This window comes from Micromonospora sp. NPDC050495, from assembly GCF_040655175.1.
In the GTDB taxonomy this organism is placed as follows: Bacteria; Actinomycetota; Actinomycetes; order Mycobacteriales; family Micromonosporaceae; genus Micromonospora.
The window spans coordinates 45,597-60,379 of sequence record NZ_JBFAJK010000012.1 but is presented as its reverse complement, the minus strand read 5'-3'; the positions used below and the strand labels follow the sequence as shown (position 1 = coordinate 60,379).

Sequence of the window (14,783 nt, the reverse complement as noted above, 5' to 3'; positions counted from 1 at the left end):
GTCAAGCGGCGAACGGGCCGGCCGACCCGCGTCGACCGGCCCGTCGGCGGTGGAACCGTCAGGCGTTCGGGTGACCGGGCCACCCCTGCTGCTGGCCGTACTGATCCGGCTGGCCCTGCGGGCCGGGGGCGTAGTGCCCCTGCGCCGGCTGCCCGTACTGGCCCTGTGCCGGCTGCCCGTACTGGCCCTGCCCGTACTGACCCTGCGCGGGCTGACCCTGGGCGGGCTGCCCGTACTGGCCCTGGGCGGGCTGGCCCTGGGCGGGCTGGCCGTAGTGGCCTCCGCCGTGCTGGCCCTGGCCGCCGTACTGACCCTGGGCGGGCGGGGCGTACTGGCCCTGCGGGGCCGCGCCGTACGGCGCCGGCTGGCCCGGCGCGGCCGACCAGCCCTGGTTCGGCTGCTGACCGGGGACCGGCTGCCCGTACGGGGCCGGCTGACCGTACGCCCCGGGCTGGGGCGCCCCGGCGAACTGCTGCCCGGCCGCCTCCTCCCGCGCCTGCTTGCGTGCCTTGACCGCCTGCACGATCAGCAGGACCGGCAGGATGAAGACGTAGATGAAGACCCGGTACTCGCCGCCGTCAAAGAGGAACAGCAGATAGAAGCCGTAGCAGAAGAAGGCCACGCCGGCGACGACGTCAATGACCCGGGAGAGCTTGGACTGCTCCTTGACCACCAGGCCGACGACGACCATCGCGATGCCGCCGAGCAGCAGGAGCAGATCGTAGATGAGGAAGAACATGTGATCCCTGTCGATCGATGAAGATGCCGGCCCACCATAGGGGAACCGTCACCGGTCGCGCTGTCCCGTTGCCTGTGGCAACCGCCTCACTTGAGCTGACCGGCGGTGAGTCCGGTCTGGATCTGCCGCTGGAACGCGACGTACACCGCGAGCACCGGCAGGGTGGCGATGGTGAGGCCGGCGAACAGGCCACTGAAGTCGCCCTGGTAGCCCTGGCTGACCGCGAGCGCGGTGAGTCCCTGCGCCAGCACCCACTTGGAGTCGTCGCCCTGCATGAGCACCTGCGGCAGGATGAACTGGTTCCAGTGGCTGAGGAAGTTGAAGATTGCGACACTGATCAGTCCCGGTCGCGCCATCGGCAGCATGACCCGGAAGAAGAGCCGGAAGTGACCGCAGCCGTCGATCAGCGCCGCCTCCGCGATCGAGGTTGGCAGGGTCCGGAAGAACGCGGTCAGGAAGAACACCGTGAAGGGCAGCGAGTAGGCGGCGTACACCAGCATCAGCCCGGTCCAGGTGCCGAACAGCCCGGCGTTGCGCACCACGAAGAAGAGCGGCACCAGGGCGAGGAAGACCGGGAACATCATCCCGCCGACGAACAGGTAGTAGACCGCCTGCCGGCCGCGGAACTCGTACCGGGCGAAGACGTACGCGGCGGTGGCGCCGAGGAGCATGGTGAGGGTGAGCGAGCCGGCCACCACCACGCCGCTGTTCAGGAAGTACCGGCCGATGTGCGCCTCGGTCCAGGCGCGGGACCAGTTCTCGAAGCGCAGCGCGCCGGGCAGCCCCCACGGGTGGGAGAGGATCTCGCTGTCGCTCTTGAACGAACTGAGGAACATCCAGAGCAGCGGGAGCGCGGTCAGCGCCGACCAGAGCAGCAGGAAGCCGTGCGAGAAGGCGTTCGCCACGCCCAGCTCGCGGCGCGGCCGCCGGTCTTCTCCCCGGGACGGCCCGGGCGTCTCGGCCGCGGTCGTCGCCGGGCGGTCCATGGTGGTCACGAGTACTCGATCCGATCACGACGGCCGGTACGCAGCGCCAGCACCGCGACCGACAGGGTCAGGAACAGCATCACCACGCCGATCGCGGAGGCGTAGCCGAACTTGCTCTCGCTGCCGAACGCGGTCTCGTACATCCGCAGCCCGATGACGTCGGAGGAGAAGTTGGGGCCCCCGTTGGTCATCTGCTGGACCAGGATGAACCCGTCCAGCGCGGCGATGGCCAGATAGATCCAGGCGACCTGCACGGTGTCCCAGAGCAGCGGGACGGTGACCCGGCGCAGGGTGGTCCACCGTGACGCCCCGTCGAGCATGACCGCCTCGTAGATGTCGCGCGGGATGGCCGACATGGCCGCGCCGAAGAGCACCACGTAGAACCCGACGTTGCTCCAGACCATCACCGCCAGCACGCACCAGAAGGCGGTGCGGGGGTCGCCGAGCCAGGTCGGCGCGGGCAGGCCGAGCGCCCGTAGCGCGCCGTTGAGCAGGCCGTTGTTGGGGTGGTAGACCTCTTTCCAGAGCAGGGCGATGATCACCACCGAGAGCACCTGCGGGAAGAAGTAGACCATCCGGTAGATCGCCGTGCCGCGGACACCGGTGACGCCGGCCCGCCCCTTGCGGCCGCCCATGTTGAGCATGGTGGCGAAGAACAGGCCGAGCGCGATGGTCAGCACCGGCACCACGGCCAGCATGATCGCGTTGTTCTTGATCGCGTTCCACACCTGGCCGTCGTGCCACAGCGTCCGGAAGTTGGCCATCCCGACCGAGTCGGCGTGTGCCGAGTAGCCGAGCCAGTTGGTGGTGGAGATCTGGAACGCCTGCAGGTACGGCGAGAGCACGAAGATGCCGTAGAGCAGCAGTGGTGGCACCAGGAAGGTGATGATCAGCGGGTACTTGCCATGTCTCACGAGAAGGACCTACTCCCCCAGCGACGGACCGGTGGGGGCGGGACGGGCCCGCCCCCACCGACCGGACGTTACGCGGCCCGCTTGTACTTCTTGATCGAGCTGTCCTGGGCGATCGAGTCGGCGCCCTTCTGGCACGCGTCGAGGAACGCGGTCGGGTTGCTCCGGCCGCTGAAGAACTCGCCGCAGGCGGCGTCGACCAGCTCGCGCTCGAGCTTGCGGTAGTAGTTGTTGTAGACCCAGTTGAAGCCGTTGCTGCCGGAGGCGTCCAGCGCCTTGACCACGCTGGTCAGGCCGAACGGCAGCTCCACGCCCTCGGTCGAGCCGGCCACGACGGTCAGGCTGGAGACCTTCCTGGTGAAGTCCTGGGCGCCCTTCTTGGAGAGCATCACCCGGAAGTACTCCAGGCCGCCGGCGACGTTCTTGCCCTTCGCCGGCACCATGAACGGCTCGCCGGCCGTGCCCCGGATCGCCTCGAAGGGCAGCTTGTCGCCGCTGCCCAGGCTCGGCGTCGGCGCGATGGTCATGTTGAAGCCCGCCGGGGTGACCTTGGCCTGCTCGTTCTCCAGCCAGGAGCCGCAGGAGATGAAGGCGGCCTTGCCCTGGCACCAGGCGGTCTGCGACTGGATGTGGTCCAGGCCCGGCGAGCCGTCCAGGATGTACTTGTCCTTGACGATCTGGTACCAGGCGTCGGCCGCCGCCTTCATGGCGTCGGACTTCCAAGCGTTCGGCTCGAGGTTGTCGATCGCGGTCGCCACCGAGGGCCCGCCGAACTTGATCGCGGTGGCGATCAGCGGCCAGCTCATGTAGCGGGGGTGCTTGCCCGCGTACGTCCAGGGGGCGATGCCCGCGGCCTTGATCTGCTTGCAGAGCGCGATGTGCTCGTCCCAGGTCTTCGCGTACTGCCAGCCGCGGTCGGCGAAGAGCTTGGTGGAGTACCAGATGCCGTACGCGGTGTAGGTGTAGTTGAGGACCAGGAACTTCCCGTCGTACGAGCCGACCTCGACCGCGCCGGGCAGCAGCGTGTCCCGCACCTTCTTGCCGGGCTGGTCGAGGCTCGGCGCGTCGAGCAGCGCGCCCAGGTCGGCGATCGCGTTCTGGCTGACCAGCCCGTTGAAGTCGATCTGACCGGCGCCGGAGTTGTTGACCACGTCCGGCGGGGTGCCGTCGACGAAGCGCGGCTGAAGCGTCTTGTTGATCTCCTGGGTGGCGGAGTGCTTGATCTCGGCCTTCGGGTACTTCTCCTTGTACATGGCCTCGTGGGCCTTGGCGTACTCCTCGCCGAAGCCGCCGTTGAAGATCACCACCTCGAGCGGGGCGTCCTCCTTGACACCGAGCGGGTTCTGCTCGCTCTTGGTGCCCTTGTAGGTGCCGGCGTCGCCCTTGTCGTCGTCGCCGCCGGAGGTGGCGCAGCCGGCGAGCAGGCCGGCGGCGGGGGTGGCCAGCAGACCGGCGGCAGCGGTCCGCCGGAGGATCTCACGCCTGTTCATGGCATCTCCTCGGTTCGGGTAGGCGCGACCGGCCGGGATGGGGGAACGGCGGCCGCGACGTCGAGGCACTCGGGTTCAGCTGTTGCTTGTCTTCACTTAAGTTGATGTTGCTGAAGAATTTCTACGGCAGTGCGGCCCGGACCACAAGACCTCACGACCGAACCGTTATCACCACCGTCCGCCTGAGGCTGGCATAACCTGGGTCCATGCGCCGCCTGCGGCAGCTCGCCGAGCGCACGCCGGCCGGGCGGGAGCGCTACGCCGACCTGCTCCGGGCCCTGGCCATCACCATGGTGGTGCTCGGCCACTGGGGGATCAGCGTCATCGGGTACGACCGCGCCCGCCACCCGACCGGCCACTCCGCGCTGGGCGACCTCCCCTGGGCCTGGCCGCTGACCTGGGTGGCCCAGGTGATGCCGGTCTTCTTCCTGGTCGGCGGGTACGCCAACGCCGCCTCGCTGAACGCCCGGCGGCACCGGGGCGGCAGCACCACCGGCTGGCTGGTCGACCGCAGCGCGCGGCTGGTCCGGCCCACCACCGCGCTCCTGGTGGTGCTGGCGGCCGGCGCCGCGGTCGCGAGCCTGCGCGGCGCGGACCCGGCACAGGTCCGCACGGTGGTCTGGTTCGCCACCATCCCCCTCTGGTTCCTGGTCGCCTACCTGGTCGTGGTGCCGCTGACCCCACCCATGTACGCGCTGCACCGCCGCTTCGGGCTCGCCGTGCCGGTGGCGCTGGTCGGGCTCGTCGCCCTCGGCGACCTGGGCCGGCTGCTCGGGCCGGCAGGGCTGGCCACCGGCAACTACCTGTTCGGCTGGCTGGCCGTGCACCAGCTCGGCTTCGCCTGGTACGACACCCGCACCCCGGCCGGGCCGCCCGGCGACGCCACCCCCGCGCCGCCCGCGCGGCCCCCCGAGACCGCGCCGCCCGGTAGCCCGGCCGCGCCGCCCGCCGACACCGCCGCGCCGGCCGCCAGGCCGGCCGCGCCGTCCACCGACACCGCCGCGCCGCCCGGTGGCGAGGCACGTGGGCTGCGCCGGCGGCGGCTACCGCTGTCCCGCCGCGCCGGGGTGGTCCTGCTGGCCGGCGGCCTGGCCGCGCTGGTGCTCCTCACGGTGCTCGGGCCGTACCCGGTGGCGATGCTCAACGTGCCCGGCGCGCGGCTGGACAACGCCGCCCCGCCGAGCCTGGCGCTGCTCGCCGTGGCGACCGCCCAGCTCGGGCTGATCCTGCTGCTGCGGGCGCCGGCCGGACGCTGGCTGCGCCGGCCCGGCCCCTGGCAGGCGGTGATCGCGGTGAACGCCGTGGTGCTCACCGTCTTCCTCTGGCACCTCACCGCGGCGGTGCTGCTGGTCGGCCTGCTCGACGCGCTCGGCGTGCTGCCCACGCCGCCGGTCGGCTCGGCGGCCTGGTGGGGCTGGCGGATCCCGTGGCTGCTCGCCCTGGCCACCGTCCTGGCGGCCCTGGTCGCCGTCTTCGGCCCGATCGAGGCGCGCACCCGCCGTCCACCCGGCCCGCCCCGGCCGCCGGCGCGCGGCCGGCGCGGGCGGTCGCGCACCGCGCTGGCCGTCGCCGGGTACGCGGGCGTCGTCGCCGGGCTGCTGCTGAACAGCCTCACCCGCAAGACCGCACCCGAACCGCTGGGGCTGCCCGCCCCGGCGCTGGCCGCGTACCTGGCCGGGGCGGGGGTGCTGCGCCTGCTCAGGTCTGGGTGGGGAAGCCGAGGTTGACCCCGCCGTGCCGGGGGTCCAGCCAGCGGCTGGTGACCACCTTGCCCCGGGTGAAGAAGGCGACCCCGTCGGCGCCGTGCGCGTGCAGGTCGCCGAAGAGCGAGGACTTCCAGCCGCCGAAGGAGTAGTAGGCCATCGGCACCGGGATGGGCACGTTGATGCCGACCATGCCGACCTCCACCTCGTGCTGGTAGCGCCGGGCCGCCCCGCCGTCGTTGGTGAAGATCGCCGTGCCGTTGCCGTACGGGTTGGCGTTGACCAGCTCGACCGCCTCGTCGTACGAGCCGACCCGGACCACGCTGAGCACCGGCCCGAAGATCTCGTCCGTGTAGATCGACATCTCGGGGGTGACCTGGTCGAACAGGGTCGGGCCGAGCCAGAAGCCGCCGTCGTCCCCGTCCGGGGTGACCGTCCGGCCGTCCACCACCGGAATCGCGCCGGCCGCGATCCCGGACGCCACGTAGGAGCGGACCCGCTCGGCGTGCGCGGCGGTGACCAGCGGGCCCATGTCGCAGCCCCGGCGGCCGTCGCCGGTGCGCAGCCCGGCCATCCGCTCGGCGATCTTCGCGACCAGGGCGTCGGCGACCGGCTCGACCGCGACCAGCGCGGAGACGGCCATGCACCGCTCCCCCGCCGAGCCGAAGCCGGCGTTGACCGCCGCGTCGGCCGCCAAGTCCAGGTCCGCGTCGGGGAGCACCACCATGTGGTTCTTCGCCCCGCCGAGCGCCTGCACCCGCTTGCCGGCCAGCGACCCGCGCTGGTGCACGTACCGGGCGACCGGGGTGGAGCCGACGAACGACACCGCCTTCACGCCCGGGTGGTCGAGCAGCGCGTCGACCGCCTCCTTGTCGCCGTTGACCACGTTCAGCACCCCGTCGGGCAGGCCCGCCTCGACGAACCACTCGGCCAGCAGCAGCACCGCGCTCGGGTCCTTCTCGCTGGGCTTGAGCACCACGGCGTTGCCGCAGGCGACCGCGACCGGGACGAACCAGAGCGGCACCATCACCGGGAAGTTGAACGGCGAGATCACCGCGACCACGCCGAGCGGCTGCCGCAGGCTGTACGAGTCGACCTCGGTGGAGACGTTCTCGCTGTAGCCGCCGCGCAGCGCCGAGGGGATGCCGCAGGCGTACTCGATGACCTCCAGGCCGCGCTGCACCTCGCCGGCGGCGTCCGCGAGCACCTTGCCGTGCTCGGCGGTGATCACCTCGGCGAGCCGCTCGCGGCGGGCGCTGACCAGCTCCCGAAAGGCGAACATGATCGCCGTCCGCTTGGCCAGCGAGGCATCCCGCCAGGCCCGCGCGGCCCGCTCGGCGGCCTCCACCGCCCCCGCCACGTCCGCGGCCGAGGCCAGCGCCACCTGACCGGTACGCCGGCCGGTGGCCGGATCGAAGACGTCGCCGCGCCGCGCGGAGTCGCCGGCCACCCGCTTGCCGTCGATGAAGTGCCCGATCTGGTTCACCGTGCCACACCTTCCGTTCGCGACTGCGGGGCTCGCAGAACCGGCTCACTCCTCGCGCTCACAGACTCACCATTCGTTCGCGACTGCGGGGCTCGCAAAACCGGCTCACTCCTCACGCTCACAGCGCCACCTTCCGTTCGCGACTGCGGGGCTCGCAAAACCGGCTCACTCCTCACGCTCACAGCGCCACCGCCTCGGCGGCGCAGGACCGGATCGCGTCGACCAGGATGGCCAGGCCCTCGCGGGCCTCGTCCTCGGTGAGGGTGAGCGGCGGACCCATCCGCACCACGTTGCCGTGCAGGCCGCCCTTGCCGACCAGCAGGCCGCCGGCCCGGCACGCCTCGAACACCCGGGTGGTGAGCGCCGGGTCCGGTTCGGTGGTGCCGGGGCGGACGAACTCGACGCCGAGCATCAGCCCCTTGCCGCGTACCTCGGCGACGCGGTCGAGGTCGGCCGTGGCGGCGCGCAGGCCGTCGCCGAGGATCGCGCCGACCCGGGCGGCGTTGGCCTGCAGGTCGTGGTCGAGCAGGTAGTCGAGGACGGCGTTGCCGGCGGCGGTGGAGACCGGGTTGCCGCCGAAGGTGGAGAAGCTGATCGCCGGCACCGCCTCCAGCACCTCGGCCCGGCCGACCACGCCGGCCAGGGCGAAGCCGTTGCCGATGCCCTTGGCGAAGGTGAGCAGGTCGGGGGTGACGCCGTGCGCCTGGTAGCCCCAGAAGTGCTCGCCGGTGCGGCCCCAGCCGGTCTGCACCTCGTCGGAGATGAGCAGGATGCCGTGCTCGTCGAGGACCTTCTTCCAGGCGGCGAAGAGCCCGTCCGGGGCGTGCACGAAGCCACCGACGCCCTGGATCGGCTCGGCGATCAGGCAGGCCACGTCGCCGGCGGTCTGGGTGGCCAGGACCTCGTGCAGGTCCTCCACGGCCGCGTCGATCCGGTCGGCCTCGTCGAGGCGGGCCAGCAGCCCGCGCAGCCGCTCGCCGGAGTGCAGCCAGGCCACCTGGAGCGGGTTGAGGGCGCTGGCCGACCAGCCCCGGTTGCCGGTCACCCCCATCGCCGCGTACGACCGGCCGTGGTAGCTGTTGCGCACGGCGAGGATCTGGTGCGAACGGCGGTGGTTGGTGGCCATCAGCAGCGCGGCCTCGTTGGCCTCGGTGCCGGAGTTGGTGAAGAAGACCCGGGCGTCGGGGATGCCGGAGAGCCGGGCCACCTTCTCGGCCAGCTCGACCTGCTGGCGGATCAGGTAGAGCGTCGAGCTGTGCACGATGCCGGTACGCAGCTGCCGCTCGACCGCCTCGCGGATCTCCGGGATGTCGTAGCCGATCATGTTGGTCAGCACGCCGCCGAAGAAGTCCAGGTAGCTGCGGCCCTGCGCGTCGGTGACCCGGCGGCCGGAGCCGGCGACCAGCTCGAGCGGTTCGGCGTAGTAGAGCGGCATCCAGGAGGGGAGTACGGCCCGGTGGCGGGCGAGCAGGTCGTCGGCGGTCATCGGCGCACCCTTCAGCGGCGGTTGGTCCTCGCACGCTCTCACCGGCCGGGCACAGGGACAACTGTCACTGTGTAGCGCAGCGACCGTCCGCGCCTGACACCGCGTCAACCAGCCGGTGCGGTTTCCGGAGTCGAACCCGCCCCGCACTCACCTTTCCGCCGGGCATACCGGCAATCAACCACTCGATCCGCAACACCCTCCCCGGGGCGGACGCTGACCGCGGCCGTCCGTGGGGACGGGCTCCGCCGGCCGCCGGCGGGCGAGCGGTCAGGTGGCCGCGGGGCGTTCCGGCCCGGTGCGCGGGCGCGGGGCGCGCCCCTGACCACCGTCGGGGCGGGTGGGAGGCGGCACGGGCGGCCCGGCGGCGGCCGGCCGGGCCGCGCGGGTGGGCGGCGGCACGGGCTGGCCGGCGGCGGCCGGCCGGGCGGGGCGGCGGCGCGGCAGGTGCAGGGCCGCGGCGAGCAGCGCGAAGGCGGCCCAGCCGCCGGCCAGCGCCAGCGTCGGCGAGGTGTCCTGCAGGTAGTGGTAGCCGGTCAGGAAGCCGACCAGGCCGAGGCTGTTGCGGGCGAAGTGCCGGGTGAAGTCGGCGAGTTCGCGGCGCGCCTCCACGGCGACCAGCACCCCGGAGTACGGGAAGGTGACCACCATGCCGCGCAGCAGCTCACCGAGAAGCCCGGTGAGCAGCGCGCCCACGAAGATCACCACGAGCTTGGCGGGGGCGGCGAGCCCGTCCCGCCCGCTGCCGGCCGGCTCCCGCCCGGCCGGCTCCTGCTCCGCCTCCCGCTCAGCCGGCTCGCGCGCCGCCTCGTGCGCGGCCTTTCGCCCGGCCGGCTCCCGTGCCGGCTCGCGCACTTCCTGCCGCCCGGCCGGCCCTCGGGCCCGGGCGCGGCGGCGCAGCAGCACCATGGCCAGCGTCCAGAGCGCGACGGTGCCGGCCAGGGCGGCCTCGAACGGCACCGGCACCGCCAGCACCCCGGCGCTCAGCGCCAGGTAACCGGCGATCCCGGCCAGGTCGGCGAGGAGGATCGGCCAGCGCAGCCGGCGGTAGGTCAGCGCGACGAGCGCGAAGAAGAGATTGAGCCCGACCACCCCGAGCAGTTGCGCCCCGTCGACCCGGTGTCCGGTGGCGACCAGGGCGAGGGTCATCGGCAGCGGCAGGCTGTAGACGAGGGCGCGGAGCCGGACCGAACGGAGCATGCTGACCGCCCAGACCACAGCGGTCACCAGCAGCACGGCGCCCCAGGTCATGGCGGTTTCCGTTCAGTCGGTGAAGCGGGCGACGTCGGCGCAGAGCCGGAAGACCCGGTCGAGCCGCTCGACATCGGACCGGTTCACCGAGAACTGGTGCTCGCTGATCTCGCCGTGCGCGGTCATCCTCGCCTCCCAGCAGCTCGACGAGTCCCAGACCACCAGGTTGACGTGCAACTGCGGGCTGACCGCGCCGTGCGGCAGCAGCCCGACCCGGACGCCGGCCCGGCGCTGCGTCTCCACCAGCTCGCGCAGTTCCTCGCTGAGCGTGGCGTAGATGAAGATCCGGGTGATCCGGACGCCCCGGGCGAGGGCGGCGACGTTGGCCTCCCAGTAACGCCGGCCCACCTCCCCCCGCCACCAGCTCAGCTCCCCGCTGACCCGGGGCATCACGTTGGTCAGCGCGACCAGTTGCCCGGTGCAGTCGCGGGTGGCGCCCACCAGGTCCTCGCCGTCGTCGCCGGGCCGGATGATCCGGCCGGCGGCGAACTGCTCGGCCGTCAGGCGGAACTCCTCGTAACGGCGGCGCGCCTCGGCGGCGACCCGGGTGCCGGCGTGCTGCTCGGCCGCGTCGCGGACCGCGCCGGCCACCAGCGGGGTGGTGCGGACCAGCCAGGGCGGCCCGTCCAGCAGGGTCCGCAGGTGGAACCGGCGCTCGGCCCGGGCCAGCGAGTCGACCAGCAGCGAGATGGTGATGCCCATCAGCCCGGCCAGCAGCGACTCGACCCCGGTGGCCGCGTTGGTCAGGTCCAGGGTCACCGACAGGAAGACCGAGAGCGTGATGCCGATCAGGGCGACCGGGTCGGTGTGCGCGACCAGCCGGACGAAGCCGTCCGCGGCCCCGGCCCGTCCCCGGGACTGTCGTCGTACCAGGTCACCCGCCATCGGACGCCTCCGATCCCGTAGGGCCCCAGGGTAGCCACGATCCACAACGTCCGGATCCGCCGTGCCGCCCGGCGGTAGCATCCGCCGGGTGCGGACGACGGAGGTGGCGCTGCCGGCGGGCGCGGCGGGTACGAGCGCCGGACGACTCGCGGCGGGCGTGCGGACCTGGGTGGAGTCTCCGCCGCTGCGGGCCCTGGTCGGGCACTTCGGCGGCGAGTGGCCGGCCGGGGACGTCAGTGCGGTGCTGGCCGGGCTCGACGACTTCTCGGCCCGGCACTGGGACTTCCGGCAGGGCCGGGAACGCCCGGACGCCCGCGAGCCGGCCTTCGACCCGGCCACCGTCGGGCTGGTGCTGGATTCGGCGCGGGCGCTGGGTCTGGTCCGGGCCGACCCGCCGGCCCGGCCCGGGTACGCCCACCTGCTGGTGCTCGGCGGGCTGGCGCACGCCTGCCTGCGCCGCACCGCGTACGCCGCGCACCTGGCCCGGGCGGTCGTCGGCGTGGCCGGCGAGGTGGCCGTGCTGGGCAGCTTCCGGGCGCTCTCCCCGGCCGAGTCGCGGATCCTGGCCGAGGCCGGGGTGACCGGCTGCGCCACCGAGGTGGACGTGCTCGACGCCGGGGTACGGGCCGCGTTCGGGGTGTCGGCGCCGAGCGAGGAGATCGGCGAGGACGCCGACCACCCGCACCGGTCCTGGTCGTCGCGCACCTACCGGCCCGCCGGTCTGCCCCCGGTCCGGGTCCTGGCCGCTCCGTCGACCGAGCCGGACCGGCGCCGGGCGCACACCGCCGACACCCAGCGGTTCTGGGCCGAACACGTGCGGCTGTGCGCCGGCGATGCGGTGCTGATGGTCACCGCGCCGATCTACGTGCCGTTCCAGCACTGCGACGCGCTGCGCACCCTCGCCGTGCCGTACGGCTGCGGGATCGACACCGTCGGGGTGGACCCGGCGCTGGCGGTGGTGGCCGGGGTGCCGGAGCCGACGCTGACCCCGGGGCGGTACCTGCAGGAGATCCGCTCGGCCATCCGGTCCCTGCGCGCCCTGCACGCGGCGCTGCGCTGAGGGCCGGTACCGGCCCGGACCGGCTCGGGACGCTGCGCTGAGGCCGGCTCCGGCCCGGACCGGCTCGGGGCGCGGCGAACCGCCGCGCCCCGCTCCGGTGCGGTCAGTTCACGTAGACGGCAGGGCTGCCGCTCTTGGTGATGTCCTTCACCGGCGAGTAGCGCGCCGAGAAGTACGCGGTGCTGAAGCAGGTGATGGGTCCGGAGGACTTGGTGAGCACCTGGTTGGTGAAGGTGATCGAGTTGGTGCCGTTGGTCGCGGCGCCGGTGAGGCTGGTGGCCTTGTAGACGCAGGTGGTCGGGCCCAGCAGGGTGTTCAGCACCACGGTGCTCTGGATCGAGCCGGTGATGGTGAGGACGCCGGCGCTGGTGACCGAGGTGGCGTACGGCAGGTTGTTGACCGTGACGCTCTGCACGCCGGTCGTCCCGAACACGTTGGTGGTGCAGCTGGTGAAGCTCTGCGCGGTCAGGCTCTCGGTGGCGGTGCCGGGTGCGGTGGGGTTGGTCAGCACCTTGGCGCTGAAGCTGGACGCGGCACACTTCACGCCGGTGCTGCCGCTGGTGGACGAGTAGAAGGTGGCGCTGGTGCCGCTGGCCAGGCTGGCCTGGATGACGTCGCCGACGGAGACCGCGCTGCCGCCGATGCTGCCGTAGGTCAGCACCGAGGAGGCGAGCGGGGCGGCGGTGGCGGGGGCGGCGCCGATCAGGCTGCTGGCCAGCAGCGCCGCGGCGGCGAGGCTCGCGCCGATTCGTCCGTACCTGGGCATGGTTGTTCCTTCCGTGTGGGACGGGGATGTCGGACCGCGCGCCGCATGGGGGCGGGCGCGGCCGCCGCCCGGCCGTACGGACCGGACGGTGGCACCGTCCACGGGGGGACGGTGGTGATGGTGGTGGACGTCCCGGCACGGCCCGTCGAGCGGTCCGGTCGGGCGGCGGTGGGTGCCGCGTCGTCAGCGCGCCGACTGGGGTGGGGCACTGCGGCGTGGCCGCGTCACCTGCGCCTCTCCGGCCTTGGGAGAGCACCCTTCGTTGGCGATAATGGCTTCCACAGCGCCCTCCTTCGACGAACTCGGGGTGACCGTTCGAGGTGATCACCAATCGTGACAGGGCGTCAACCGAGAGTGAAGTTTTTATAAACCCCGGAGGGTCGTAAAGTCAATCCATCAAAGGAGGTCGATCACTTGTCCACTTCGCGCCGCCCGCAACCGGCGCTGGTCCCGCTCCCCGGCGCCCGCCCCGGCCGCGACCCGGAGCGAGCCATCAAGCGCGGACCCCGCCGCGTCTCCGCCGAGGTGGTGGCGGCCACCCAGCGCGACCGGCTCTTCGACGGGCTGGTGCACGAGGTGGCCACCCGGGGCTACGACAACGCCCGGGTGACCGACATCTGCCGGGCGGCCGGGGTGACCCGGCCGGCCTTCTACGCGCTCTTCACCGGCAAGGAGGACGCCTTCCTCGCCGCCTACCGGCACGGCATCGCGGTGGTGTCGCAGCTCATGGAGCACGCCTACCGGGAGGCCGGTCCGGACTGGCCGGACGCCGCACGGGCCGCGCTGCGCACCCTGCTGGAGGTGCTCGCGAGCGTCCCCGCCTTCGCCCGGATGGCACTGGTCGAGGTGGACGCGGCCGGCCCGGACGCGCGCCGGGAACGCGACGCGCTGCTCGCCAGCTTCCGCCGGTTCTTCGCCGACGCCGGACCGGGACCGGGCGCCGACGTCGACCGGGACCTGCTGGTGTCCACCGTGGTCGGCGGCCTGCACGCGACCATCCGCAGCCGGGTGGCGCGGGGCCCGATCGAGGAGCTGCCGCTGCTGCTGCCCGTGCTCACCTACGCGGCCGTGGCGCCCTTCCTCGGCTCGGCCGAGGCGAGCCGGGCGATCCGGCCGGTACGCGCCGGCGACAGCCCGAGCATCGCCGCCCCGTGCGCCACCCCCGGCGAGCCCCTTTGATGAAAAACCGCTGCGGTTTCTGACCGTTGGCCCCATTTCGCAAATGCCGCCCAACTGTCTGCTACAGACTGTTGACCGGTCCTTTACCCAGCGGTAACTTCGGCCTGCGCCCTCGGCGCGGCACCATGCGCAGCCAATTCAGGTCCCTCGTACGGCATCGGACGACACGCCACTTGCATCGTCGCCGATGAATTGATCTCGACAAGGAGCCGCCATGTCGGAGCAGAACGCACCGCTGGAACCCGGACCGCCGCAGAGCGGGGTGCGCTGGCGCCGGTTCGCCGTCACGCTCGGCACCGTCGCGGTGGGCGCGGCCGGCATGGTCGTGCTGACCGCGCAGGGCGTGCTCGGCGCGCAGTTCGCCATCTCGGGCATGCCGTTCACCGTCACCGCGGACCGGCTCGAGGGCACCGGCTTCGAGCAGTTCGCCACCCTCGACCAGATGATCCCCGACAGCCCCAACCAGGGCGACACCGGCGGCCAGGTGGTGGTCATCGTCTCGGCCATCGACAAGGCCGAACTCACCAACCTCTGCCAGAGCATCAGCCTCGGCGGAATCAACCTCAGGATCACCGCCGGCGGGTCCGGCAAGCCGGTCACCGCCCGGACCCTGGTCGTCGACGGCGACGAGGTGGCGGGCAACGCGTCCTTCCGGAACATCAACGTCGGGCAGGACGCCAGCACCGTCGACCAGGTGCCCGGCGTACGCGGCAACCCCGGCGTCTTCGCCCAGCAGGCCGACACGGTGACCATCACCAACCTGCGGCAGAACAACTACGCCACCACGGCGGCCGTGTTCACCCTGCCGAACCTGCACATGTCGTTCAGCTCCGACGGGTGCTGA

General features: G+C 72.6%; 13 protein-coding genes. 4 read left to right on the top strand and 9 right to left on the bottom strand.

Going from position 1 to position 14,783, the window contains the following annotated elements; genetic code table 11:
- Window positions 1–58: 58 nt before the first annotated feature.
- The 4 genes from AB0I11_RS14950 to ngcE all read right to left on the bottom strand — a co-directional run bounded on the left by AB0I11_RS14950 (window position 59) and on the right by ngcE (window position 4,126).
- The gene (locus AB0I11_RS14950) at window positions 59–739 is read right to left on the bottom strand and encodes a hypothetical protein (RefSeq protein ID WP_357319371.1); all 681 of its coding nucleotides are present in this window, start codon (window positions 737–739) and stop codon (window positions 59–61) included.
- An 86-nt stretch (window positions 740–825) separates the two neighbouring features.
- Window positions 826–1,734 (bottom strand): carbohydrate ABC transporter permease, encoded by a 909-nt coding sequence (locus AB0I11_RS14945; RefSeq protein ID WP_357319367.1) that lies wholly within the window; start codon window positions 1,732–1,734, stop codon window positions 826–828.
- Window positions 1,731–2,639, bottom strand: a complete 909-nt coding sequence (locus tag AB0I11_RS14940; protein ID WP_357319364.1) for a sugar ABC transporter permease — start codon at window positions 2,637–2,639, stop codon at window positions 1,731–1,733. Before AB0I11_RS14940 ends, AB0I11_RS14945 begins: the two co-directional genes overlap by 4 nt.
- 68 nt (window positions 2,640–2,707) lie before the next feature.
- The gene (gene ngcE / locus AB0I11_RS14935; protein ID WP_357319362.1) at window positions 2,708–4,126 is read right to left on the bottom strand and encodes an N-acetylglucosamine/diacetylchitobiose ABC transporter substrate-binding protein; all 1,419 of its coding nucleotides are present in this window, start codon (window positions 4,124–4,126) and stop codon (window positions 2,708–2,710) included.
- Between the two features lie 206 nt (window positions 4,127–4,332).
- On the opposite strand from ngcE, the gene AB0I11_RS14930 reads away from it, so the two are divergent.
- Window positions 4,333–5,853, top strand: a complete 1,521-nt coding sequence (locus AB0I11_RS14930; RefSeq protein ID WP_357319359.1) for an acyltransferase — start codon at window positions 4,333–4,335, stop codon at window positions 5,851–5,853.
- Here AB0I11_RS14930 and AB0I11_RS14925 read toward each other — a convergent pair.
- From AB0I11_RS14925 to AB0I11_RS14910, 4 genes are all read right to left on the bottom strand, one after another.
- Entirely contained in the window at window positions 5,825–7,315 is a 1,491-nt protein-coding gene (locus tag AB0I11_RS14925) for a CoA-acylating methylmalonate-semialdehyde dehydrogenase (protein ID WP_357319356.1), read from the bottom strand. The genes AB0I11_RS14930 and AB0I11_RS14925 overlap by 29 nt on opposite strands.
- Before the next feature lie 178 nt (window positions 7,316–7,493).
- Window positions 7,494–8,801 (bottom strand): aspartate aminotransferase family protein, encoded by a 1,308-nt coding sequence (locus tag AB0I11_RS14920; RefSeq protein WP_357319353.1) that lies wholly within the window; start codon window positions 8,799–8,801, stop codon window positions 7,494–7,496.
- Between the two features lie 267 nt (window positions 8,802–9,068).
- Entirely contained in the window at window positions 9,069–10,049 is a 981-nt protein-coding gene (locus tag AB0I11_RS14915; protein WP_357319350.1) for a hypothetical protein, read from the bottom strand.
- Between the two features lie 12 nt (window positions 10,050–10,061).
- Window positions 10,062–10,934, bottom strand: a complete 873-nt coding sequence (locus AB0I11_RS14910; protein WP_357319347.1) for a hypothetical protein — start codon at window positions 10,932–10,934, stop codon at window positions 10,062–10,064.
- Window positions 10,935–11,022: 88 nt separating this feature from the next.
- Between AB0I11_RS14910 and AB0I11_RS14905 the strand changes: the two genes are divergently transcribed.
- Window positions 11,023–11,994: a hypothetical protein gene (locus AB0I11_RS14905; RefSeq protein ID WP_357319344.1), complete on the top strand. Its 972-nt coding sequence runs from the start codon at window positions 11,023–11,025 to the stop codon at window positions 11,992–11,994.
- Window positions 11,995–12,097: 103 nt separating this feature from the next.
- On the opposite strand, the gene AB0I11_RS14900 is transcribed toward AB0I11_RS14905, so the two are convergent.
- Window positions 12,098–12,760, bottom strand: a complete 663-nt coding sequence (locus AB0I11_RS14900) for a Tat pathway signal sequence domain protein (protein WP_357319341.1) — start codon at window positions 12,758–12,760, stop codon at window positions 12,098–12,100.
- A gap of 414 nt (window positions 12,761–13,174) precedes the next feature.
- On the opposite strand from AB0I11_RS14900, the gene AB0I11_RS14895 reads away from it, so the two are divergent.
- Window positions 13,175–13,939 carry a TetR/AcrR family transcriptional regulator gene (locus tag AB0I11_RS14895; protein WP_357319337.1) on the top strand — a complete coding sequence of 255 codons (765 nt, stop codon included), beginning with the start codon at window positions 13,175–13,177 and terminating at the stop codon, window positions 13,937–13,939.
- A gap of 214 nt (window positions 13,940–14,153) precedes the next feature.
- On the top strand, window positions 14,154–14,783 hold the full coding sequence (locus AB0I11_RS14890) for a DUF6230 family protein (protein WP_357319334.1): 630 nt from the start codon (window positions 14,154–14,156) through the stop codon (window positions 14,781–14,783).

What these genes read in the sequence shown, in the direction of transcription:
- AB0I11_RS14950 (WP_357319371.1), bottom strand. Translation starts at nt 739, where the DNA reads ATGTTCTTCCTCATCTACGATCTGCTCCTGCTGCTCGGCGGCATCGCG.
- ngcE (WP_357319362.1), bottom strand. Translation starts at nt 4,126, where the DNA reads ATGAACAGGCGTGAGATCCTCCGGCGGACCGCTGCCGCCGGTCTGCTG.
- AB0I11_RS14930 (WP_357319359.1), top strand. Translation starts at nt 4,333, where the DNA reads ATGCGCCGCCTGCGGCAGCTCGCCGAGCGCACGCCGGCCGGGCGGGAG.
- AB0I11_RS14920 (WP_357319353.1), bottom strand. Translation starts at nt 8,801, where the DNA reads ATGACCGCCGACGACCTGCTCGCCCGCCACCGGGCCGTACTCCCCTCC.
- AB0I11_RS14915 (WP_357319350.1), bottom strand. Translation starts at nt 10,049, where the DNA reads ATGACCTGGGGCGCCGTGCTGCTGGTGACCGCTGTGGTCTGGGCGGTC.
- AB0I11_RS14910 (WP_357319347.1), bottom strand. Translation starts at nt 10,934, where the DNA reads ATGGCGGGTGACCTGGTACGACGACAGTCCCGGGGACGGGCCGGGGCC.
- AB0I11_RS14900 (WP_357319341.1), bottom strand. Translation starts at nt 12,760, where the DNA reads ATGCCCAGGTACGGACGAATCGGCGCGAGCCTCGCCGCCGCGGCGCTG.
- AB0I11_RS14890 (WP_357319334.1), top strand. Translation starts at nt 14,154, where the DNA reads ATGTCGGAGCAGAACGCACCGCTGGAACCCGGACCGCCGCAGAGCGGG.